22 protein-coding genes are annotated in these 24,917 nt (G+C 30.4%); 6 read left to right on the plus strand and 16 right to left on the minus strand.

Going from position 1 to position 24,917, the window contains the following annotated elements:
• Positions 1–17 precede the first annotated feature (17 nt).
• From mreD to sppA, 4 genes are all read right to left on the minus strand, one after another.
• Positions 18–533: a rod shape-determining protein MreD gene (gene mreD, locus RSC72_RS01755; protein WP_332544230.1), complete on the minus strand. Its 516-nt coding sequence runs from the start codon at positions 531–533 to the stop codon at positions 18–20.
• Positions 523–1,377, minus strand: a complete 855-nt coding sequence (gene mreC / locus RSC72_RS01760; protein WP_332544229.1) for a rod shape-determining protein MreC — start codon at positions 1,375–1,377, stop codon at positions 523–525. Before mreC ends, mreD begins: the two co-directional genes overlap by 11 nt.
• 14 nt (positions 1,378–1,391) lie before the next feature.
• Entirely contained in the window at positions 1,392–2,417 is a 1,026-nt protein-coding gene (locus RSC72_RS01765; protein WP_092906206.1) for a rod shape-determining protein, read from the minus strand.
• A gap of 167 nt (positions 2,418–2,584) precedes the next feature.
• Positions 2,585–4,300 (minus strand): signal peptide peptidase SppA, encoded by a 1,716-nt coding sequence (gene sppA / locus RSC72_RS01770; protein WP_332578401.1) that lies wholly within the window; start codon positions 4,298–4,300, stop codon positions 2,585–2,587.
• Here sppA and folK point away from each other — a divergent pair.
• Positions 4,185–4,793, plus strand: a complete 609-nt coding sequence (gene folK, locus RSC72_RS01775) for a 2-amino-4-hydroxy-6-hydroxymethyldihydropteridine diphosphokinase (RefSeq protein ID WP_332544227.1) — start codon at positions 4,185–4,187, stop codon at positions 4,791–4,793. The two genes, sppA and folK, sit on opposite strands and share 116 nt — an antisense overlap.
• 77 nt (positions 4,794–4,870) lie before the next feature.
• Positions 4,871–6,280 (plus strand): OmpA family protein, encoded by a 1,410-nt coding sequence (locus tag RSC72_RS01780; RefSeq protein WP_332544226.1) that lies wholly within the window; start codon positions 4,871–4,873, stop codon positions 6,278–6,280.
• Between the two features lie 75 nt (positions 6,281–6,355).
• Here the strand turns inward: RSC72_RS01780 and RSC72_RS01785 are convergent, their stop codons facing one another.
• The 9 genes from RSC72_RS01785 to putP form a co-directional block, all read right to left on the minus strand.
• Positions 6,356–7,720, minus strand: a complete 1,365-nt coding sequence (locus RSC72_RS01785; RefSeq protein ID WP_332544225.1) for a 3'-5' exonuclease family protein — start codon at positions 7,718–7,720, stop codon at positions 6,356–6,358.
• A gap of 4 nt (positions 7,721–7,724) precedes the next feature.
• Positions 7,725–9,257 (minus strand): helicase HerA-like domain-containing protein, encoded by a 1,533-nt coding sequence (locus tag RSC72_RS01790; RefSeq protein WP_332544224.1) that lies wholly within the window; start codon positions 9,255–9,257, stop codon positions 7,725–7,727.
• Positions 9,258–9,293: 36 nt separating this feature from the next.
• Positions 9,294–10,331 carry an endonuclease/exonuclease/phosphatase family protein gene (locus tag RSC72_RS01795; RefSeq protein ID WP_332544223.1) on the minus strand — a complete coding sequence of 346 codons (1,038 nt, stop codon included), beginning with the start codon at positions 10,329–10,331 and terminating at the stop codon, positions 9,294–9,296.
• A gap of 5 nt (positions 10,332–10,336) precedes the next feature.
• Complete coding sequence (locus RSC72_RS01800) at positions 10,337–11,215, minus strand: rhomboid family intramembrane serine protease (protein ID WP_332544222.1); 879 nt, start codon at positions 11,213–11,215, stop codon at positions 10,337–10,339.
• A gap of 3 nt (positions 11,216–11,218) precedes the next feature.
• Positions 11,219–11,959, minus strand: a complete 741-nt coding sequence (locus tag RSC72_RS01805; protein ID WP_332544221.1) for a rhomboid family intramembrane serine protease — start codon at positions 11,957–11,959, stop codon at positions 11,219–11,221.
• A 1-nt stretch (position 11,960) separates the two neighbouring features.
• A complete protein-coding gene (mutL, locus tag RSC72_RS01810; RefSeq protein ID WP_332544220.1) occupies positions 11,961–13,748 on the minus strand; it encodes a DNA mismatch repair endonuclease MutL in 1,788 nt (595 codons plus the stop codon).
• 260 nt (positions 13,749–14,008) lie between these two features.
• Complete coding sequence (locus tag RSC72_RS01815; RefSeq protein WP_332578389.1) at positions 14,009–14,350, minus strand: hypothetical protein; 342 nt, start codon at positions 14,348–14,350, stop codon at positions 14,009–14,011.
• Positions 14,351–14,444: 94 nt separating this feature from the next.
• Positions 14,445–14,888: a hypothetical protein gene (locus tag RSC72_RS01820; protein WP_332544218.1), complete on the minus strand. Its 444-nt coding sequence runs from the start codon at positions 14,886–14,888 to the stop codon at positions 14,445–14,447.
• Positions 14,889–15,014: 126 nt separating this feature from the next.
• On the minus strand, positions 15,015–16,511 hold the full coding sequence (gene putP / locus RSC72_RS01825) for a sodium/proline symporter PutP (protein WP_332544217.1): 1,497 nt from the start codon (positions 16,509–16,511) through the stop codon (positions 15,015–15,017).
• Between the two features lie 76 nt (positions 16,512–16,587).
• Between putP and RSC72_RS01830 the strand changes: the two genes are divergently transcribed.
• Genes RSC72_RS01830 through RSC72_RS01845 form a run of 4 tightly spaced genes read left to right on the plus strand, consistent with a single transcriptional unit; the run spans position 16,588 to position 20,912 of the window.
• A complete protein-coding gene (locus RSC72_RS01830; protein ID WP_332544216.1) occupies positions 16,588–18,597 on the plus strand; it encodes a thioredoxin domain-containing protein in 2,010 nt (669 codons plus the stop codon).
• A complete protein-coding gene (locus RSC72_RS01835; RefSeq protein ID WP_332544215.1) occupies positions 18,594–19,409 on the plus strand; it encodes a DUF5724 domain-containing protein in 816 nt (271 codons plus the stop codon). Before RSC72_RS01830 ends, RSC72_RS01835 begins: the two co-directional genes overlap by 4 nt.
• A gap of 6 nt (positions 19,410–19,415) precedes the next feature.
• On the plus strand, positions 19,416–19,973 hold the full coding sequence (locus RSC72_RS01840) for a DNA-3-methyladenine glycosylase I (RefSeq protein ID WP_332544214.1): 558 nt from the start codon (positions 19,416–19,418) through the stop codon (positions 19,971–19,973).
• Between the two features lie 51 nt (positions 19,974–20,024).
• A complete protein-coding gene (locus tag RSC72_RS01845; protein ID WP_332544213.1) occupies positions 20,025–20,912 on the plus strand; it encodes a DMT family transporter in 888 nt (295 codons plus the stop codon).
• Positions 20,913–20,969: 57 nt separating this feature from the next.
• On the opposite strand, the gene RSC72_RS01850 is transcribed toward RSC72_RS01845, so the two are convergent.
• From RSC72_RS01850 to RSC72_RS01860, 3 genes are read right to left on the minus strand one after another with little or no spacing between them, the layout of a single operon-like run.
• The gene (locus RSC72_RS01850; RefSeq protein WP_332544212.1) at positions 20,970–22,121 is read right to left on the minus strand and encodes a cytochrome-c peroxidase; all 1,152 of its coding nucleotides are present in this window, start codon (positions 22,119–22,121) and stop codon (positions 20,970–20,972) included.
• A 6-nt stretch (positions 22,122–22,127) separates the two neighbouring features.
• A complete protein-coding gene (locus RSC72_RS01855) occupies positions 22,128–23,654 on the minus strand; it encodes a DUF6850 family outer membrane beta-barrel protein (protein ID WP_332544211.1) in 1,527 nt (508 codons plus the stop codon).
• 15 nt (positions 23,655–23,669) lie between these two features.
• A complete protein-coding gene (locus RSC72_RS01860) occupies positions 23,670–24,896 on the minus strand; it encodes a DUF4876 domain-containing protein (RefSeq protein ID WP_332565880.1) in 1,227 nt (408 codons plus the stop codon).
• Between the last annotated feature and the right edge of the window lie 21 nt (positions 24,897–24,917).

Below are 24,917 nucleotides of genomic sequence, written 5' to 3' on the forward strand. Positions count from 1 at the left end.
AACAACCATTAGCTTTTTCATATTCCAACTTTATTTTTAAATAAAATTTTATAAATAAAGACAAATACAAATGTAATACCTGCACTAATAAGTGCTTTGATTAATAATGGTCCTATACCAGTTAATTTAAAGTTTTCTAACAACAATAAAATAATGTGATGGGTTAAAATCAAAATAATCATGTAGAACAACCATTGTGCAAAACTAAAAGAACTGAAAGAGAAAAATTCCATTTCATAATCTTGTTTTCCTGCTAATAGTTTGATAATCGGATTTCTTAGATAAGCAACAAATGTCAATGCAAATGTGTGTATTCCTCCTGTATACTCAAAAATATCAATTGTTAATCCTAATAAAAAAGATAAGATTAATAAGGCATATTTATTTTGTGATGGTGGATAAAACAACACAAAAATAATATAAATATAGGGTTGATAGCTTCCTAAAAAGTTAATGTGATTGAATACAAAAACTTGTAGCAAAGCTAAAATTATAATCTTGATTAAATTGATAAAAAAATCTTTATTGAACATTCTGTGTATTTGTTATTGTATCCGATTTCTCTACACGTTGTACTTCTACTTTATTTAGATTTGTAACAACATAACCTTGTGACAAGTTACCAAAATCTTGTTTTAGTTTGACTTGAATTTTTAATTCGCCTGAAACCTCATCAACACCTTTACTTACTACTTGTCCGATGATTAAACCTTCTGGAAAAACAGGTGATTTACCATCTGTTTCTATAATATCTCCTTTTTTTACTGGAATATATTTTGGTATTTCGTACAGTTGTACATAGCGAGGATCTTTTCCGTCCCATCTTATTGTTCCGAAATATTGATTTCCTTTGATACGCGCATTGATATTAATATCTTTATTTAATAACGAAATTGCACGAGAATAGTTTTTATCAGAATATGTTATAATTCCGATTACACCGTTATTGGTAATAATACCATCACCTTTTTCTACACCATGATTTGTCCCTTTATCTATTGTTAAAAGGTTTTGTGTTTTGATGATTGAATTATTAATAATTTCCGCAGGAATAAATGAATAAGTTTGATGATAACCCAAAGAATCTGTTTTTACAAATTTCTTTGTTTTAGCATCCTTGATACCTAAATGCAATAATTGCTCACGCAAAAAAGCATTCTCATCAAGCAACTCACTATTAGTTTGAGGTAGATTAACAAAATTTGTAACCTTTGCTATTTTATCATCTACATAACCTGTAAACGATGTGCTTACAGAGGCAAGAATAGTTTCGTGATAAATATTTTTCTTAAAAACAAGAAACAATGCAATTAACTCTAAAAAGACAAAAATTAATAGCATTCCATTTCTTCTAATCGCATTCAGAATATATTGCATTGCTCTTTATCGTTCTATTTCATTAAGAAAGTAAATTTATCAATATTTTTAAGTGCAATACCTGTTCCACGAACAACAGCTCTTAAAGGATCATCAGCCAAGAAAACTGGTAAACCTGTTTTTTTAGATATACGTTGATCTAAACCTCTCAACATAGCACCACCACCTGCCATATAAATACCTGTATTGTAAATATCAGCAGCTAATTCTGGTGGAGTTTGAGATAAAGTCTCCATTACACCATCTTCTATTCGTAAAATAGATTTGTCTAATGCACGTGCAATTTCGCGGTAGTTTACAGTAATTTCTTTTGGTTTTCCTGTAATCAAATCACGACCTTGTACTGGCATATCTTCTGGCGCGTGCTCTAATTCTTCTACAGCTGCTCCAACTTCTATTTTAACACGCTCTGCAGTGCGTTCTCCGATATATAAATTGTGATGTGTTCTTAAGTAATATGCAATATCATTTGTAAATACATCTCCTGCAATTTTTACAGATTTATCACAAACAATACCTCCTAAAGCAACAACTGCAATTTCTGTTGTTCCTCCACCTATATCGATAATCATGTTACCTTTAGGTTGTGTAATATCAATCCCTACTCCTATTGCAGCTGCCATTGGTTCGTAAATTAAACGAACATCTTTGGCATTTACACGAGCACAAGAATCTTTTACCGCACGCTTTTCTACCTCTGTAATTCCTGATGGGATACAAATAACCATACGTAATGATGGTGAAAATAATTTTCCTTGAATTCCAGGAATCATCTTAATGAATTCAGTTAACATGAATTCTGAAGCTTCAAAATCTGCAATTACTCCATCTTTCAATGGTCGTATTGTTTTTATATCGTCATGCGTTTTACCTTGCATGTGTTTTGCTTGTTCTCCAACAGCAATAACTTTATTTGTTCTTCTATGTATAGCGACGATTGATGGACTATCTACAACTACCTTATTATTGTGTATAATTAAGGTATTCGCAGTCCCTAAGTCAATCGCAATTTCTTGCGTGAAAAAATCAAATAATCCCATCGTTGATTATGTCTCAGTATTATTAAAAAAGTGAATGTACAAAAGTAAGATAAATTTAAATGATTATAAAAAGTAAATTAACTTTAATCAACTAAATTTTTTACTAAAGTAGTAAGTTTTTAACAAAAAAAAAGGGTTAAATATTTTTTAACCCTTTTTTATGACTTTTACTGAATTTCTATATCGTAAGGCATTCTTAGTTGCACACCTTTTTGTTGATTTATAAGTTTGATTTCTTTGTAAATTTTAACTCCATCGGAACCTAATTCTTGTGCTAATTTCATTTCTACGTTTTTACCTTGTAGTTTATCCATCATTTCTTCAAAAGAATCTTTTCGTTTTGGATAATTTTCTGTCGAATATTTTTCAATTTTTGCTAAACGTGCTGCTTCTTTTATGGCTACATCTAAACTTCCAAAATCATCAATCAACCCGATTTGTTTTGCTTTAGTTCCAGACCAAACACGTCCTTCTCCTATTTTATCTACTTGATCAAAGCTTAATTTTCTGTTTTTTGCAACATGATTTACAAAACGATTATAAATCATCACCACCGATTTTTGCATAGTTCCATGCGCTGTCGCAGATAAAGGAGTTGTTAATGATTTTAACTGATCAGCATTGGCATTTGTTTTAACACCATCAAAATCTAATCCGAGGTTATTAAATAATTTTTTTGCGTTTGGTATCATTCCAAAAACACCAATAGAACCTGTTACCGTGTTAGGCTGAGCATAAATTTTATCTGACACTTGTGCAATGTAATAACCACCAGAAGCGGCAACATCTCCAAAAGAAACAACAATTGGCATCTTTGTTTTAAGTTGAGCAAGCTCAAACAAAATCTCATCCGAAGCATTTGCACTACCTCCAGGAGAATTTACACGTAACACTAAAGCTTTTACATTATCATTCTCTCCTATTTTACGAATTGCTTCTACATAAGTTTTTGACTGTATTCCATCAAAACCATCTCCATCTGTAATTGTTCCTGAAGCGTATAAAATTGCAATTTCATCTTTTTCCGATTTTTCTGATAATGTGCTATAATAATCTTCAATTTTAATTGTGTGTTTATCTAAAACTTCAAAATCTGTTTTTGATTTATCTGCTGTTAGTCCTAATTTTTTGAATAACATTTGTTGATATTCATTTTCCTGCGCCACAACATCATATATTTTATACTCTTTTCCAACTTCTGGAATATAAGAATATAAACTATCTGTAATTAAACTAAATTGTTCTGGAGCTATTTTTCTTGATTTTGAAATTGTACCGGCAATATCACCCCAAACATCGCCTAATAATTCTGAAATCTGTACACGATTTTCTTCAGACAAGTTAGTTCTAAAATAAGGTTCTACCGCACTTTTAAACTGTCCGTGACGAATTACCTGAAAATCTACACCGTATTTATCTCCCGCATTTTTGAAAAACATCACATCCGAACTTAAACCTTGTAATAATGTACCTCCCAATGGATTTTGATAAATCTGATCGGCAACCGTGTTTAAATAATAAGACAATTGAGTACCTGTATTTGAATAGGCATATATAAATTTGCCAGATTTTTTAAACTCAAGCAATGCATTTCTTATATCCGCTGCTTGCGTAACACCTCCAGATAGTTTATCCAATTTTAAACTAATTCCCTTAATATTATCATCATTTTTAGCTTCTTCTATTGAATGAATAATATCTTGAAGATATATTTCTGGTTCCTCTGACATATCAAATAATGATACTGAACGATCCATTTCACTTTCCATGATTGGATTTTCTAACGAAATCTCTAAAACAGATCCACTTTTAACACTCTTTGAGGGTGAAGAAAGCGCTGAAACAAATATTAGAACGATGATCATTCCAATAAATATACCTATCGTTAATAGGTTTCCTATAATTGTAGAGAATACTCTCCCTAAAAAGTTCTTCATTTCTAAAATATTATTACTTTTGCCTGATATGTCGACAAATACTATCATTTTGTTACTAGGTACAAACCTAGGAAATAAATTTAACAATTTAGAAAGTGCCAAAAATCATATTAAAAATGAAATCGGCGAGATAACAAGAGAGTCTAATCAACTGGAAAACAAAGCCGAAGGATTTACTACTGAAAATTTATTTTTAAATCAAAAAATTGAAATAATTTCTCAACTTTCTCCTTTTGAAGTCCTTAAAAAAGTGAAAAATATTGAAATAAAAATGGGAAGAATGTATTTTCAACCATTAGAAAATGAAATTTATGTCGATCGTCTTATAGACATTGATATTTTGTATTTCAATCATATCGTAATTGATTCTAAACGTTTAAAAATACCACATCCTCAAAATTACTCACGAAGCTTTGTCAAAAGTTTATGTTTTTATTAAAATATTAATTATTAATTTGTTAGTTTTGTACAATATTTAATTATGCCTATATATTTGTATAAAAATAATTTTAACCTATGAAAAAACTTTTATATTTATTAATTTTTGGGTCACTCACTACTGTGTCTGCCCAAAGTTCGTATGATGAAAAACCTTTTAATAACAGTAAAAAAGAGTTTAACGATTGGTCTGTTTCTGCATTTGCAGGTGTTAATGCTCTACAAAACTCAGATTTAGTATCATGGATGGGAAAATATTTCACTCCAGGATATGATTTCCAATTTCAAGTTAATAAGCAAATAACACATGCTTTTGGTCTTAGTTTACAATATGAATTTGGAAAAACAAGACAAAAAGGTAATATTGATGACTCAGCTTTAAGTGGATATTCTGGAAATGCGTATGGTAAGACAAAATACCAAGCGATTGGTGTTCTAGCAGATTTAAATGCTTCAAATCTTTTAAGAAGAATTGATAATAAAACTGAATTCAAATGGGCGATGCATTTATATGCGGGTATTGGTATACATGGATATAAAGCCTATAGAAATAATTACGCTCCACAAGGTGATCCTAACTTTACTTTAATTACAGATCAAGATATTTCTGATAAATCTTTTTATTCACAAGTAGGTGCAGGTTTACGTTATAAATTAAATGATAAATTTGATTTAGAATTAAAAAGCATGTATTATATGTCTGGTGATGAAGAATTTGACGGATCTGGGAAACCTATGCCATACCATAATTCTGGTGGTATAACTGCTGCTGATACTGAAGAAGGACGTGATGATAATATGATTACATTTTCTATAGGTATTCATTACAAAATAGGAAAACATAAAGATGCATTACAATGGGTATCTCCATTATACAGACCTATTGCAATTGCTCCTCCTACTCCTTTTGAATGTATTGATGCTGACAAAGATGGTGTTTGTGACCAATGGGATAAATGTCTTGATACTCCAGAAGGGATTCGTGTAGATGGCTCTGGATGTTCATTAGATTCTGATGGTGATGGTGTTCCTGACTCTGAAGATAAATGTCCAACTATTGCTGGTCCTCCAACAAATGATGGTTGTCCTGAGAAATTAGTTCGTATTTCTGGTGATGATGTTGCAACAAAAATTAATGCATATTTAGAAGGTATTGAATTTGATTATGACTCTGATCGTATTAGAGAGCAATCTTATGAGAAATTAAACCACGCTGCTGAAGTATTATTAGCAAATCCTGATTTCAAATTTATTGTAGAAGGTCATACAGATGCAGCAGGTAGTGTAGAATACAACCAAAAACTATCTAATAGACGTGCTGCTTCAGTTGTTCGTTATTTAGCTAACAAAGGTGTTGACACAACTAAATTATCTTCTGTTGGTAAAGGTAAATCTGATCTTAAATGGCAAGAATGTAACCCTGTTACAAACTGTCCAGCTTGGAAAAACTTAGAAAATAGACGTGTAGTATTTAAAGAAATTAAATAGTCATACATATAAGCATAAAAAAGTCGGTTAAATTAACCGACTTTTTTTATGCTTGTATTTTTTTTATAATTATAATTACAAAATTACTATTTGATTTTTATGAGATGAAGTTTTATACAAAAAGTATCTCAACATATTTTTTATCTCATCTGTCTCTTCAATAGGAATTAAGGTATTTTTAATCATCTCTAATGTTTTAATTTGATGATGATATTCAAAATAGCCATATCCTCTAAATTTATTTTCTTCAATCAAATAAAAAGACTTTTCGATACCACTTCTTCCTTTATCAAGAATTAAAAAAGTTTCTGCTGGATATTCTGTCGTTTTTATAAAATCTTTGATTCGTTGATTGTAAACCTCTTTCGCTTCCTCTTTTATACAAGCTCCATTACACTCATTTACTTTATATTGAAAACAAGATTCCTCAGACTTTATTCCCGCATTCACTTGTTGACAAAGCTTATAATCGTGTACAATTTTTTCTAAAACTTCTTTCGCTCTCTCTTTCGATTTGAATTTCAGAATTGGTTCAACTTTTCTCAATTTACCAATTTCTAAACGCGAATAACCTCTTTTAGACTCTAAATAATATAATCCGTAAGGATATACTTTATTCTCAACCAACCTATTATTATACATTGGTTGATTTTTTATAATTTCATTATTTTCTTTTATTGCAGCTAAAAATCCACTACCCGTTTCTTCAAATTTTATTGATCGAGTATAACGTTTTATCTTATTTGCTTTTAATGTTTTCGAAGTAAAAATATGATTAATAGACTGCGCAATATTATTGCTTCTACTAATATAAATAAGTTGTTTACGACTATTGTATAAATAAAAAATTCCTACGGAATTTGGTAAATTATCTAATAATTTTTGATACTTAGAATGTGTTTTCTTTGGTTGTTGCAACCCTGTTTTTTTGGTAATTATTTTTTGTGAATCTTTATCCAATAATAGTTTAAATAAAGAAACCGTTGCTCTCGCATCGCCCGAAGCACGATGTCTATCTGTAACTATAATTCCCAAAGATTCGCATAATTTACCCAAAGAATATGATGGTAAATCTGGAATTAATTTCTCACTATACTCAAAAGTATCAATCCATTCTTTCTCAAAATTATAACCTAATCGATCAAATTCTTGTTTCAACATACGGTAATCAAACATTACATTATGTCCAACCAAAATACAATCGTCTGTAATTTCTACTATTCTTTTTGCTATTTCGTGAAATTTTGGTGCTGTTAACACCATTTTATCAGTAATATGAGTTAATTTTTGTACATAATAATCAATTTTCTTTTCTGGATTAACCAAAGAAATAAATTGATCTACAATATCTTTACCATCGTATTTATATACAGCAATTTCTATAATTGACTCTTCACCCAATTTTCCGCCAGTCGCTTCTATATCTAAAATCGCGTACACTTGCCTATTTTTTTCCTTTTAAAAAACTTGTTAACATTTTCATTCCCCAATCAATCAATTTTCGAGTAGCTGTACGACTTACATCGCGAACCATCTTATTATCTGTCCAATCTTTTTCTTGAGGAGCTGCTCTTCTTGTAGAAGTTGTTTTTGGTGTAGTTTGCTCTACATTTTTTTGTTGTTCTAATTGTTGAGATAAAATCTCATTTGCAGATTGTCTATCTATAATTTGGTCATATTTAGCAACCAAAGCAGAATTAGAGACAATATTATTAATCTCAGTATCAGACAAAATATCCATTCTAGAATTTGGCGCACGCATATATGTGTATGCCAAAGGAGTTGGAATTCCTTTCTCGTCCAAAGCTGTAATAAATGCTTCTCCGATACCTAATTGCGTAATTACCTCATCGGCTTTATAATAAGTCGTTGTTGGATAATTCTCAATTGCTTTTGTTATTTCTTTTCGATCTTTTGCCGTAAATCCACGAAGTGCATGCTGAATTTTGAGTCCTAATTGACTCAAAACCGCATCAGGAACATCGCCAGGAACTTGCGTCACAAAATACAAACCGACACCTTTTGAACGGATTAATTTTACCATTGTTTCAATTTGATTCAACAAAGCTTTTGTTGCTTCCTTAAAAATCAAATGTGCTTCATCTATAAAAATAACCAATTTTGGTTTGTCCGAATCTCCAGCTTCAGGAAATTCAGAATAAATTTTATTCAATAAACTCAACATAAAAGTAGAGAATAAATTGGGTTGATTTTGTACATCAACCAAACGAATAATGTTTACAATTCCTTTTCCATCTCTGGTTTTCAATAAGTCTTGAACATCAAAACTTGGCTCTCCAAAAAACTTAGAAGCGCCTTGTTGCTCAAGTCCTACAATTTTACGTAAAATAGCACCCAAAGAAGCTGGAGCAATTGTTCCGTAATTAGAGTTTAATTCTTCTTTTCCTTCCACAGAATCCGTTACATATTGCAATACGCGGCGAATATCTTCTAAATCTACCAACGGTAAATTTCTATCTTCACAATATTTAAAAATGATTGAAATAATACTTTCCTGCGTTTCGTTCAATTCTAATATTTTACTGAACAAAATTGGACCAAAATCTTCCACAGTTGCTCTCAAACGCGCACCTGGTTCGTCAGAAATTGACAACAATTCTACAGGAGAAGCTTGCGGATCAAAAGGTAAATTAAGCGCTTGCATTCTTTCAGTTGCATTTTTATCATCTGCATTTGCAGCAGCTCCAATTCCTGATAAATCACCTTTTATATCCATCAATAATGTTGGAACGCCTTTTAGAGAAAGTTGTTCTGCGATAATTTGCAAAGATTTTGTTTTTCCTGTTCCTGTTGCGCCACCAATCAAACCATGACGGTTCATTGTTTTTAATGCGACAGAAATTTCTGCTTCTTCTACAATTTCGCCATCTAATTTCGCTTTTCCTAAAACAATTTTATCATTTTTGTAGGAATAACGACTTTGGATTTCTTGAATAAAACTTTCTTTTTGGCTCATTTTTGATTGGATTAGTATTTTAAATATAACAAAAAATTAATCAGTAAACTTATATTTTACCGTCACAGGATAATGATCGGAGAATTTTTTACGAATAACTTTTGCTTCTATAGGTTTTAAATGCTTTGAATGAAATAAATAATCGATTCTAATTGGAAATTTAAATCCATGAAAAGTTGTTGCATTTCCTTTTCCAACCTCTATATAAGAGTCGTATAAATACTCTTTTATTTTCTCATATTCATAAGAAAGTGGCGTAGAATTAAGGTCTGTACCAACAATAACGGGATGACGAGATTTACTGATAAATGGAATAATTGCTTTTAACTGCTCTTCATGTTTTTGCATTCCTTTTATCAATTTCAACTCAACTTTTCGGCTCGAAACTTCTGCTTCTTGCGTATTATCGGACTGAATAATATCTTTTACCAGCGCTTTGTCAATATACATTGGCTCTAAATAAATATTAATCAAACGGATTGTATCATTTCCTATGTCAATATCTGCGTAAGCCGCTTTACCATTAAGATCTGGATCATTAACTTTTATTTCATTTGTTTCTATAATAGGATATTTACTATAAAAAGTCAATAATCCATAAAATTCTGAATAATAATGATTGAATTCTTTATTTTTTAATCTTTTTTGTTGTCCTTCATACGCTTCTTGTAAAAGCATAATATCGGCTTTATTTTCTATCAACAACTCTTTAGTTCCTTCTTCTTTAAAACCATGTACATTGTACGACAAAACCGATAAATCTGACGTTGAATTATCTGTTTTATTGAATTGAATGAGTGGATATGAAAGATAAATTGGATAAACTAAACCAAGTGATAATATAAAAAATGTAAGAAAGTGTCGCCAACTAAAAAACAACCAATACATCAAAAACAATAATACTATTACAAATATAACTGGAAAGCCTATTGATAAGAAATTAAGGTATGGAATTTCTGTTGGTGTAAAGATTTTATTAAGGTATACACAATAAGCTACTAATAATATCACAATGTTGATTATTAGTACTAAACGATTAAAATAATTTAGTTTAAACTTACCGAATACACTCATTTCTATTATCTTCCTTCTTTGAAAAGGAAATCTTTTTCCTCTTTTGATAGACTTTCGTAGCCTGCGCGCGAAATTTTGTCTAAAATAGTATCTATTTTCTTTTGTTTCTCAACTTTCTGATGATTAAAATCGTAATCATCTTTTGGCACATTTTGTTGTGCCGATGTATTTTTATAGGTCTTGAAAGTCGATTTCTCTTTTTTCTGAAAAATATTGCCTATTTGAAATATAAATTTACCTAAAAAATCGTTTCCTCGCTCAAATTGTTTCATATAAAGATAGCCAAAAATTGCACCACCCAAATGTGAAATACTTCCGCCTGCATTTTGATCTGTAATAATATTATAAACGTCGAACGCAATAAACACATAACCAACATATAAAAGCGGAAATGAAGTTGGTATTAATATCAACCTCACTGGCATTTTTGGATTATAGGAAATCATCGCAAAGAAAAGTGCATAAACAGAAGCCGACGCTCCGACTAATAAATGCGAATAATTAAAAACATTCTGAAAAAGTATGAAAAAAATTCCTCCAAAAATTCCTCCAAAAATGTAAAATGTATAGAGATTTTGATTACGAAATTGTTGTAAAAATAGTTGTCCAACAAAGTATAACAAAATCATATTCATGATTAAATGAATTAAATTGCCGTGCAACCAAGAATACGTCAGTACTTGCCAAGGTCTGGTCATTAAATTTTCGGCAGAAGTTAATCCAAATAAATCTGTTGTTGTAAGAACAGAATTTCCTGTTTTTTGTACGATAAAATCTAAAATCAATAAGGTAAAAAAGATTACTACATTAATGTAAATAAGCCTTGTTGCACTATTTCCTGAAGAATATTTTAATTTAAGTTCGTCTAAAATGTTATTTGTCATTTCTTAATTCCATCTATATAAATTCTTTTTCCAACTTCTTGCTAACAAGAAACCAATCAATCCGCCACCTAAATGTCCAAAATGTGCTATATTTCCGACATTTTTGTAGCCCATATAAAACTCAATCAAAACCATAATTGGAATAAAATATTTTGCTTTTATAGGAACTGGTAAAAAGATTAACATTAATTTTTCGTTTGGATAAAGCACCGCAAAAGCCAGTAATAAGCCATAAATTGCACCAGAAGCACCAACCATTGGGGTAATATAATCTTTTAGAAGAGCTGTTGCATCTTGACTACTTTCTATGACAGCATTTGTATGATAACTTCTCTGTAAACTTAGTTTAGCTCCTTCATAAATTTGTTCAAGTCCTATCCCTTGTGATTGAACTGTTTCTTTTAAATCCTGAATCTGAAAATAATTCACAAAATTAAATAAGATAAATCCTCCGAAACCTGCTAAAAAATATAAAATCAAAAACTTCTTTGGTCCAAAAGTTTGCTCAACTACAGAACCAAACATCCACAATGAAAACATATTAAACAAAATATGTGTAAAATCGGCATGCATAAACATGTACGTTAAAACTTGCCAAGGTTTAAAATTTGGAGATTCTGGATAAAAAGCACCCAAAATAACACTCAAATCAACTCCTTTAGTTCTAAAAACAAATGTCGCAAGAAAGAATAAAACATTGATAATAATTAAATTCTTTGTAATTGGCTGTATATTTTGTCCCATATTATTGTAATGTTTTTTTGATATCCGACGTGTTCAGCTGTACAAAAATAGGTCTTCCGTACGGTGTATAATTCGGATTTGGTAGTCTTAGCAATTCTTCGACCAAAGTTTGCATTTGTTCAGATTTTAATGCAACACCTTTTTTTACGGCAGCATTTTTTGCTAAAATCTTAGCAAAAGTATTCTCTAATTCTATTGCTTCTTGGTAATCTAACTCTTCAATGAAATCCATAAAAACCGACACAACATCCTCTTGTTGCACATCGACAGGAATTGCATTTATCTGTACAACCTCTTCGTCTAACGAAATATCAAAACCAAAACTTAATAATTGATGTTCAACATTAATTAATTTCTGACGATCATTAGGCGAAAGTTCTAACTCTATCGGGAAAAGCATTTGTTGCACCAACGCACTTCCGTTATTAGAACGTACAAATTTCTCAAATAATATTTTTTGATGCGCTCTGTGCTGATCTATAATCAACAATTCGCCACGATATTCTACAACCAAATATTGATTTAACCATTGAATAACCTCGAAAACTTCGTTCTGATTTTCTTCTGATTCAAACAATTGATGCGCATGATTATTTTCTATTTCTAACTCTACTGCATCATTATAAAAATCAAAATTCGCCTTTATATCAGATGGTTTTGGCGCTCTTGATTGATGATGTTCAAAAGGATTAAAACTTGAATCTACCGTAATTTCGGGCATTTTAATTTCTTTCTCATCACTTGCAGATGGTATAAAAGCCCAGTTAGGATCTTGTTCAAAATCTAACGAAGGAATTACATTAAATTGTCCCAAAGCATGTTTTACAGCCGCTCTAAGAATGGTAAAAATTAATGCTTCGTCCTCAAACTTAATCTCTGTTTTTGTTGGATGAATATTAATATCTATTTTGGCAGGATCTATTTCTAAATACAAAAAATAAACAGGACTATAACCCGCAGGCAACAAACTATCAAAAGCATCGGCAATCGCATTATGCAAATATCCACTGCGGATGTAACGATGATTGACAAAGAAGAACTGTTCGCCACGCGATTTTTTTGCAGCTTCTGGTTTTCCTACAAATCCATTTATTTTTACAATTTCGGTATCCTCGTCCACAGAAATAATTTGAGAACTTAGTTTTTTACCAAAAATTTGCGCAATACGTTGTTTAAGATTTCCTGATTTTAGATGATAAATTTCTGAATCATTGTGGTGCAAAAAGAAACTAATGTTTTCGTGCGCCATTGCTACACGCTGAAATTCATCTTGAATATGACGAAATTCGACTTGATTTGATTTCAAGAAATTTCGTCTGGCTGGTACATTATAAAAAAGATTTTTAACAGAAATCGACGTTCCAACCGCTGTTACAATAGGATCTTGATTGCGAACTTCTCCACCTTCTATCACCAATTGCGAACCAATTTCATCTTCTATTTTTCTCGTTTTCGTTTCGACTTGCGACACTGCTGCAATAGATGCCAATGCCTCTCCACGAAAACCTTTTGTATGTATATTGTAAATATCTTCTGTTGTTCTGATTTTAGACGTTGCATGACGCTCAAAAGCCATTCGGACATCTGTCACACTCATTCCAGAACCATTATCAATCACTTGAATCAAGCTTCTTCCTGCATCTTTTACAATAATTTGAATAGAAGTCGCACCAGAATCCACCGCATTTTCAATCAACTCCTTTATCACCGAAGCTGGTCGCTGCACCACTTCTCCTGCGGCAATTTGATTGGCTACGTGATCAGGTAGTAATTGGATAATATCACTCATTTTTTTGTCTAAATTGGATTTAATTTTGATTGATTTTAAAAATCAAACTTTACAAATATACAAAGAAATCTCCCTCTTTACCCTATGCTAAAGAAGTGAAACTTATCAACAATTTGGTGGGTTTTGAGTTTTGAATTTTGAGGAATAAATTTAGCTTTTTCAGTAATAAATAAAGGTAGACATTTGTCTACCTTTGGTGTTATTATAAAAAATAAATTTCTAATATTCAAAATTATAAACAAAAGAAATAAACTATAAAATTACCAAGAAATGTTATTTTTAAAACTTTGAGGAACCGAAACTCTTTTTAATATGATTTTTCCATCTATAATACTATCAGATGTCTTACCTCCATAAATAAATAAAGTATCCTCTAAAATAAAATTAAAATCATTAAAACAACTTTTACATTGATAAACGGTGTCTTTCGTATTTTTATCTATTAGTACAAGTTGATTTGGAAATATTTTATCAGAATAATTAGAATAAGTATATCCTTCTAAATAAAAGTTTTTAGTTTCTATTTTTTTATATATTTTTTTATCATTTTTGCAACATACTAATAATGTAGTAATGAAAATTAAGTAACAATAAAGCTTCATTATTTTATTTTTTTAATATCATTCTCTATGTCTTTAATTCATATTGAACTCTTGTTATTAATAATATATTTTAAATATTATCTTCCTTCACAATTTAATTATAATAATCTTGCCAATAATTTATTTTTATTATTGAAGCTCCTTCAAACACAATCACAAATTTATTAACGCTTGATTTCGAATACTTAAAATCTGGATTGTTAAATATATCAACTTTCAAAGTATCATTTTCTATTTTAGAAAAATATATAAAAAGATTAGGGCCTTTATATCTCTTTAAATCTTTTGGTAAAATTGGTGGACTTTTATATTGATTTAGTTTTCCATCAGAATACTTTTTAGACAATTCTAACAATCCGTTCTTTTTGTAAATATTTCCTGAATTAAATTCATTTTTACTATTTTGAAAAAAAATATCTTTCATAATGTAATATTTAATGAAATCATCTCCATTTCTTATTTTAACGTCATTCAAATATTTGTCCTGATCCATTATACTCATAATAGTATCATAAGCTTTACAATACTGTAGTGTCATAGAGTTATCAGTTTCTAAATGTGAAACTTTACAATTAAAAAATGTACTTAAAATAAACACAATAAGAATACTCTTTTTTACCATAGTTATGTTTTAAAAACAAATTATTTGAAGAACTTATATAAATTATTTCTTCAAAATCGAAACAACTTCATCAAATTCTTTGTCAATCTCTTTATTTGGTTTTTGAGTAATAAGTGACACAACATAAATAACGATTGCTGAAGAGAAAAAACCTGGTATCATTTCATACCAATCTTTGTATGGATGCGCGATGTAAACCCAAGCCAAAACAACAGCTCCACCAACTAACATACCAGATAAAGCGCCTTGCCAAGTTGTTTTTTTCCAGAATAATGAGAAAACAATTAGCGGCCCAAAAGCGGCTCCAAATCCTGCCCAAGCGTTACCAACCAAATTTAGAATAGAATCTTTTGGCGTCAAGGATAATAAAACGGCAATTACTGCGACAATCAAAACTGATAATCGGCTTGCTGTTAACAATTGTTTTGGAGAAGCATCTTTTTTGATAAATGCTTTGTAAATATCTTCTGTTAATGAACTTGAAGTAACTAATAATTGAGAAGAAATTGTACTCATTACTGCTGCTAAAATTGCAGATAACAAGAATCCACCAATCAAAGGATGAAATAATATACGCGAAAAATAAATAAAAATTGTTTCTGATTCTGTTTTCGAACTATCAAAAATATTCATTGTTGTTTGGTCAAATTTCAACATATAAGCAATTCCTACCAAGCCTACTAAAAGTGCGCCACCAACGGTAAAAATCATCCATGTAATTCCAATATTTCGTGCTTTTGCTAAATCCGAAGGTTTATCAATTGCCATAAAACGTACCAAAATATGTGGTTGTCCGCAATATCCTAATCCCCAGGCCAATAAAGAAAGTATACTAATTGTCGTCGTTCCTTTGAATAAATCTAAATATTTATCTCCTTTTTGATTGATTAACGAAACTGTTTCTCCTACTCCTCCAATCTCAGATATTACGACAATTGGTACAATAACCAAAGCCAAAACCATGATTGTTCCTTGCACAAAATCTGTTAAACTTACGGCTAAAAATCCTCCTAAAAATGTATATAACACAACAACTAAACTTGTCATCCAAAGTCCTGTCATATAATCCATTCCGAAAGCAGATTCAAATAATTTCCCACCAGAAACCATTCCCGCAGAAGTATATAATGTAAAAAACACTAAAATCAAAATAGATGAAGTTATTCGTAACAATCGTGATTTATCTTTGAAACGATTCTCAAAATAAACGGGTAATGTGATCGAGTTTTGAGCAATTTCTGTATATACGCGTAATCGTGGTGCGACGAAAATATAATTTAAGAAACATCCTGTTGTTAATCCTATCGCAATCCAAGCACTGGAAAGTCCTGTAAAGTACATCGCTCCCGGAACACCCATCAACAACCATCCGCTCATATCCGCTGCTCCAGCCGATAATGCAGTTACAGCTGCACCCATTTTTCTTCCTCCAATCAAAAATTCTTCAGAGTTATTTGATGATTTTCGGAACGAATAAATTCCAATTCCTATCATCAAAGCCATATATAATCCGATCGAAAATAGTTCGTAATAATTCATGTTTTCTAATTTTTACCGAAAATATAATTTTTCATCCACAAAAATTGTACGAACTTTAAATTTCTAAACAATCAGCATGAATTTTAACCAAAATAATCTAAATATAGCAACAAGTCCATATCTAAAACAACATGAAAAAAATCCGGTTTGGTGGCAAAGTTGGAGCGATGAAGTGTTGAATTATGCGAAAGAAAAAAATAAACCATTATTGATTTCTATTGGATATTCTGCCTGTCATTGGTGTCATGTGATGGAGCATCAATCTTTTGAAGATATTGAAGTTGCAAATGTGATGAATGAAAACTTTGTTTGCATTAAAATTGACCGTGAAGAACGTCCAGATTTAGACGCTTTGTATATGAATGTTGCGCAAATTATTCATCAATCTGGTGGTTGGCCGCTCAATGTTTTTGCTTTGCCAGATGGACGACCATTTTATGGCGGAACTTATTTTCCGAAAATTCAATGGATAGAATTATTAGAAAATATCACTTCTTTATATCATCATAATTACGATAAAACCTTAGAATATGTACATTCTATTGCCGAGGGATTGACTAAAATGGAAACAATTGATTTAAAATCAACTTTCAATTTTTCTAAAAATAAAATCGATGAAACTTTCGAATTTTGGCAACAACAATTTGATGATGAATGGGGAGGATTTAATCGCGCACCAAAATTTATGTTGCCAAATGCTTGGGAAACTATTTTGCGTTATGGCGCACAAACCAAAAATGAAAACTGTTTGATTCAGACCAAAATTACGTTGGACAGAATGGCTTTTGGTGGAATTTACGATCAACTGAAAGGTGGATTTTCACGTTATTCTGTCGATCCGTATTGGAAAGTTCCACATTTTGAAAAAATGCTCTACGACAACGGACAATTGCTTTCGCTTTACTCTAATGCGTATAAAATTTTTGGAGAAAATGAATATAAAACAGTTGTTGAAGAAACAATAAATTGGCTGAAAGATGAAATGCTTTCGCCAGAAAATGTTTTTTATTCTGCAATTGATGCGGATTCTGAAGGAGAAGAAGGAAAATATTATGTTTGGAAATCGGATGAATTGAAAGAGATTTTAAAAGATGATTATCCATTATTTCAGAAATATTATACTGTTGATGAATTTGGCGAATGGGAGCATGGAAATAACATTTTGATGCGCTTAACGGATGATGAAGATTTTGCAGAAAAAAATAATTGTACAATTCTTGAGCTTAAAACAAAGGTCAATGAATGGAAAAAAATATTAAACCCAATCCGTGAAAAAAGAATTAAACCTCATCGTGACGAAAAAATTTTAACTTCTTGGAATGCTTTAACAATAACAGGCTTATGCGATTCTTATCTTACATTCAATAATCCTGAATATTTAGATTTAGCACAAAAAGCAATCGATTTTATTCTAAAAAATCAATGGAATGGAAAAATTTTGTACCGAAATTATAAAGATAATCAAACAACAATTTCTGGTTTTTTAGATGATTATGCATTATTGATAGAAGCTTTAATCAAATTATTTGAAACGACTTCGGAAATGTATTATTTAGATGAAGCGCAAAAAATAACGGAACAAGTTTTTGATCAGTTTTACAATTACAAAAATAAAATGTTTGCGTACAAATCGCATTATGACACGCCTTTGGTAAATGAAACATTTGAGATTTATGATAATGTAATTTCTTCTTCAAACTCTATAATGGCGAATAATTTGTACAAACTTGGAAAAATTTTAAACCAAGAAAATTACATTGAACAAGCCAAACAAATGTTAGCGAATGTGCAAGAAAAGATTTTTGATTATCCGACTGGATTTGCAAATTGGATCAACTTATATCTTAATTTCACTTATCCGTACAAAGAATTTGTGATTGTTGGAGAGAATGCAAACGAATTTTCGAAACAAATTCAACAATTTTATATTCCGAATGCAATTTTTGTTGCATCAGAAAATGAACAATTAGAAATCACTCAAAATCGTTTGGAAGAAGGAAAAACAGCCATTCATATTTGCGAAAATTATGCATGTCAATTACCAATCTATTCTGTTGAAGAGGCTTTAGAAACTTTATCATCATGAGTAAGCTAAATTGGAGTGACGAAAAACTAATTTCTCGATTAATAAACTACAAAACTGATAAATCTCGCTGGGAAACAATTCGAATATTAAGAAGTAGACCAAGTAAAGAGTTATTTGAAAAATGTATAGAACTTATTAATTCTAACGAGCAAAAAAAGAAAATTATTGGAATTGATATTTTAGCTCAATTAGGAAAAGACAAAAGACCTTTCCGAAAAGAAACGCTGAAAATTTATTTTGAATTATTAAATACCGAAACTGATATAAATATTCTATTCTCAATATTTTCAGGAATAAGCTTTAATGACAAAGAGTTAAATGAAAAACAAATTAATAAAATCTGTTCTTTTCAAAATTCAAATAGTAATTTAGTTAAACAAGGAATTGTAAACGCTCTTGGATTTATTGAAAATGAAAAAACTATTGATGTATTAATTAAATTTTCTAAAGACAAAGCAAATCATATTAGAAGTTGGGCTACTTTTTATATTGGTCAAGTTGATTTTGATAATAAAAATATTAGAGATGCCTTATGGAATCGTATAAATGATAAACATCAAGAGACAAGAATGGAAGCTATAATTGGTTTAGCTAAAAGAAAAGATGATCGAGTTTTTGAAATTATTAATCAAGAATTGACGGAAAATGATTTTGGATCAATGCTATTTGAAGCTATTTTAGAAACTGAAAACAAAGATTTCATTCCTATTTTACAACAAGAACTCAATAAATCAAAAAATATAGAAACCATAAATCCTGATTGGATAAAAGAACTTGAAAAATGTATTGATGATTTAACAAAATTAGAATAACAAACCATGGAAAAAATACGTTGCGCTTGGGTAAACAAAGACCAAGATTATATTGATTATCACGATAACGAATGGGGAAAACCTGTAAAAGATGATAAAATTTTATTCGAATTTTTGATTCTTGAATCTTTTCAAGCTGGATTGAGTTGGTTTACAATTCTTAAAAAAAGAGAAAACTTTAGAGAAGCTTTTGCAAATTTCGACGTAGAAAAAGTGGCAAATTTTGATGAAGAAAAAGTGGAAGAATTGGTTCTAAATGCAGGAATAATTCGTCATCGTGGAAAAATAAATGCGGCAATAAATAATGCAAAATTATTTATCGAAATTCAAAAAGAATATGGTTCGTTCTCTGATTTTATTTGGAAATACGTTAATCATCAACCAATTGTCAATCATTGGAATTCTATAAAAGAAGTTCCTGCGACAACAGAAATTTCTGATCAACTTGCAAAAGATTTAAAGAAACGAGGTTTCAAATTCTTTGGTTCTACCACAATTTATGCGCACATGCAAGCGACAGGAATGGTTAACGATCATACACTAAATTGTTTTTGTCGTAAATAAATAATTTTTAATTAAACTTAACTTTTGCATCTTTGCGCAAACTTTTAAAAAATGAAAATTGAATTAAAATACTGGTTAATACTTGGTGTTTTAGCACTTACATGGGGAAGTTCTTTCATCCTCATCAAACAAGGTCTTGTTTCCTATTCACCTTATCAAGTTGGCGCATTACGACTAACAATAGCAGGTGGAGTTTTAGCAATATGGGGAATACCGAGTTTATTTAAAATTCCGAAAAATAAATTAAAATACGTTGCATTAGCAGGATTTTGCGGAAATTTTATCCCAATGTTTTTATTCCCGATAGCGCAAACACATGTATCAAGCTCTATGGCTGGAATTTTAGACTCGTTGGTTCCACTATTCATACTGTTATTTGGTGCATTATTTTTTAGTAGAAAAGGAACAAAAAATCAAATTATTGGAGCAGTTATTGGATTTTTCGGAGCGGTTTTATTAATTGGTGGCGATGGTTTTTCTGGCGAAAATAGTTTATTTCATTGTTCATTAATCATATTAGCAACTGCACTTTATGGTCTGAATAGTTTGATATTAACAGAATATCTTAACGATGTTCCATCATTTCAATTATCATCAGCATTATTTACAATATGGCTTTTACCATCAATTGTTATTTTAATATTTTCAGGATTTTTTGAAATATTTGAAGGTACAACACAACAATTGCACAGCTTAGGATATGTTGCAATTTTGGGATTATTAGGAACAGCTTTAGCCATGATTTTATTTTACAGATTAATACAAGCCACAGGTTCTATGTTCGCTTCTATGGTAACTTATTTGATGCCTATTATTTCTGTATTTTGGGGATTTTTGGTTGGAGAAAAAATTACATGGATACATTTATTTGGATTCGCAATGATATTATCTGGTGTTTATTTGACCCAGAAAAAAGATAAAATATCAGAAACTGTTTAAAGTTTTGACAAAAAAATAAATCCCTCACATGAGGGATTTATTTTTATAATTTATTTTTTATTCTATCGGAAATTTTGGTCTATCCATTTTAAATTTCGAACCATTTAATGCCTCCAGAAAAGATCTTAATGCAGTCTTTTCATCATTGGTAAGATTTAGCGGTTGCAACAACGGATCTGTGTAAGGATATAACGGATCAGCAGCCTTTTTTTCTGGTGTCGGATCTATCATGTGCATTCCACTGTTATAAAGATTTATCAATCCATCTAAATCATCAAAAAAACCATTGTGCATCCAAGGTCTTGTATTTAGTAAATCGCGCAAAGGTGGCGTTTTAAACTTCCCAACATCTTCTGCTTTCTTTGTGATTTCGTAACGTCCCAAATCTTCAAACTTTCGTTTGTAATACGTCAAACCAATGTTATGAAAAGATTCGTCTGTCAAATTTTTTCCATTGTGACAATTCATACAGCGTGCTTTGGTACGAAATATATGCATTCCGTAAATTTCTTGATCTGTTAAGGATTTATAATCTCCATCAATAAAACGATCAAAGCGACTTGGTTGATTTTTTATCGTTTTCTGAAAAACTGCCAATGCTTCTACGATACGTTTATTTGTTACAGTTTCATCATTAAAAGCATCTTTAAATAATTTTTTATAGCCTTTGTATTGACTTATTTTTTCTGATAATTTACTTATATCTGTATTCATTTCATGAAAAGCAGACAATGGTCCATTTGCCTGATCTTCTAACGTAGCTGAGCGTCCGTCCCAAAAAAATGATTTGCGATCTGCAATACTGTATAATGATGGCGTATTTCTTGTTCCTTCTAAATGATTATTTCCTAAAGATACTTTTCTGCGATCTGTCCAACCCATTTCCGGATCGTGACAAGAACTACATGAAACTTGGTTAGAACCTGATAATTTTGGATCAAAAAATAACATTTTTCCTAAAATTACCATTGGTTGATCTTGTGTTTTGAAATAATCTTTATCTGCTTGAATAGAACTAAATTCTTCCCACTCAACTCCTTTATCAATAACTGGTTTTGGCCAAATACTGATATTCTTTTTGTAACTCGCTACAATATCTTGTATTGTTGGATCTTGTAAATAATTAAGATCATTTTTTACAGCGGGCGCAAAACTTACTAAGAAATAAGAACTTATAATTAAGAACGTAATAAATACCTTTAATTTCATTTTATTTTAAAACGTAATTCCTACCATAAGAGTAGAAAAATTATTATTTTTTGATTGAATTTTAGCTTGATTAATTCCAGCCTCTACAAATATAGCTGGTATTTTTTGTAATTTAACATCATAACGCAAACTTGCACCAATCGTTTTTACATCGCTTGCTAAATAATTATAATCCTGATTAATCCAATTTGTTATAGTAGGTAAATTGTTTGTTGTCAATACATTTTTCGCTGATGAAACTGATTTTATATCAAAAAATGGACGAAAAGTTATGGCTTGATTGTCACTTATTTTTTGTTTATAATCAACTAATAATCCGAAAATAGAATATTCAAATTTTTGTCCGCTGTATGGAAATAAACGTTGTTCTTTTATCTCTTGCAAACGATAATATGGTGTTGCTGATAAACTAAATTTTTCTTTATTTAATGAATAAAACAATGAAAAACTGGTTACTGTTTCGTCTTTTTTATATGATAAACGTTTATAAATTTGTGCTAATAATTGCGTATTATTTGTGTAACCATACTCTTTTCCTGTTGTTTGATTAGACAAATAATTAACTTTAAAACCAACTCTTTGTGCATTAATATTGAAAAATTTTGCTGCTTCTACTTCAAAATAATCATTATCTAATTCGGATAAATCATAATATGTGTTTCCTGTTCCTTGATAACTTTTTAACATACTTGACTGCCCCATTTGAGCCATAACATAAAAATCTTTTCCTTTGTCATGATTTATTTGTCCTCCAACCTTGTAACCAAATTCTTCGTGAATAGTTGTTATAGAAGACGTTCCTCCACTAAAAAGATTGTTATAAAATCCTAATCCTGTCATTTGATAAACAAGCGGTTGACCAAGTTTACTAGCAAATCTTATTCTACTATTTTGTAAATAGCGTTCTCCTTCTGCAAAAATACCAAGTTCAAATTTCTTATAAAAAGCATAATTTAAACCTATTTTCAAATTCAATTCTGAAGTTATATTATTTATTCTAGGATCTTTAGCTCTTGAACCAAGTTGCGCATTGTAACTTGCCTCAGCACCTATTGTTATTTTATTAAATCTTTGCGTATAACCTCCTAAAAATTGATACTTCTCAATCTCTAAATCACCACCAATCGAGTCCGATGAAAAATATGGCGCAACTCGATCAAAATCTAAATTCTCATTAAATTTTATATGTTTTGTTTTCAGATTTTGATAAGACGCACTTCCCCAAAGCGCTTTATTTGTGTTAAGTTTTTGATATGAATTTGTTTTTACTCCAAATCCTTGTTTTTCAGAACCATTTTGTTGACGATATACTTTATCTTTTTGGTTAAAATAATCGATAAATAATTCTGATGAAGAAAAAGAACTATAATCCAGCATGTTTGCTGGATTATAGAAAATATATTGTTTAAAATCTCTTTCAGAATCGTATTGATTCTTCAAATTTTGATAAAGTGATAGACTATCTTGTGCACTTACAAAATTGTATGTACACAATAAAATCAATAAAAAACGAAAGATATTTAATGTTTTCAAAATAAATTATTTTAATTAATGAACGATACCATTTTTAAGACTTGGTTCTGCGTTTTTGATAAAATCAACAGTAGAATTGTTGGTGTCTTTGTAGATATTTTTCCCAGTTTCTGTTTTTCCTAAAACATTTCTACGAACAGATTTTCCTAAACGACTTGCGTCATTCCAGAATTCTCCAATTCCTGTCCAACCTGCATCAATAGATGTTGAAGTTAATAATTGTGCAAAACGATCTGGTACACTATTGTTCATACCATCAACAATCCATGTATTTGGAATTTCGTATGCATTTTTCTTTGTTACTCCTCCAGCAGAGTTCACATATTCGTAACTATATTTATATTTTTCCAAGAAAGTTGTTGCACTTTCTCCTGCAGGAAAACGAGCAATAACATAAGATTCTACTCCACTGCTGTGTAAGAAAAACATATTAAAATTCATTTGTGTATAAATCACTTTTACATTTGGTACACTTGGATTATCTACTTGTCCTAAAGCTGGGTTTTCCGAAGGAAACTCAAAGTTTGCTTTACTCAAATCAAAAGCTGTACTTGTCACTGCATTATGGTTTACTGCATTATCAGCAATTACAATAAAATCACCTGGTTGTACAGGATAATCTGTTCCTGTTCCTGGGATAACCATTACTCCTTTTACAGCAAACGCAGTATTTGGATGGAATGGTGTTGGTTTTTTATCGTCTTGTGTTAAAAATTCTGATTGTGCTAAAATTAAATTATCTGCATACAAAACTTTGTCTGTATTATTTGTAATTTTAAAATAACGGCTAGAATTATAGTTTTTTCCTTCAGGAGTTTTTACACCTGCATAAAAAGCTTCTTCTATGATAAAATCATTACTAAATTGTTTAATAAATAATGATATTGCTAGATTTTCTGCTGTATTTTTAACATCAATAGCTGCAGACCCTCCTACTTTTACTTCTTCATTTGCTGATGTTACAACCGTTCCGTTTACAGAAACTTTGTAAGATCCTTTTGGCAAATCTAATGTATAAGCATTAAGCCCGTCTATAGTTTTAGTTGTTGTTGCACCCGTATTTAATTCTTTTACTTCAATCTCTAATGATTTATATGTCGTAATATTATCTCCTTTGAAAGATAAAGTTAATGTGCTATTCTGAACAACCTCTGTTCCGAAATCGTCATCATTAGAACATGATACAAAAGTATAAGAAGCTGATACAGCTAAAAAACTTAATAATAAAAATCTCTTTTTCATAAATATTTTTTTTATTGTTGT

Source organism: Algoriella sp., from assembly GCF_036647415.1.
In the GTDB taxonomy this organism is placed as follows: domain Bacteria; phylum Bacteroidota; class Bacteroidia; order Flavobacteriales; family Weeksellaceae; genus Empedobacter.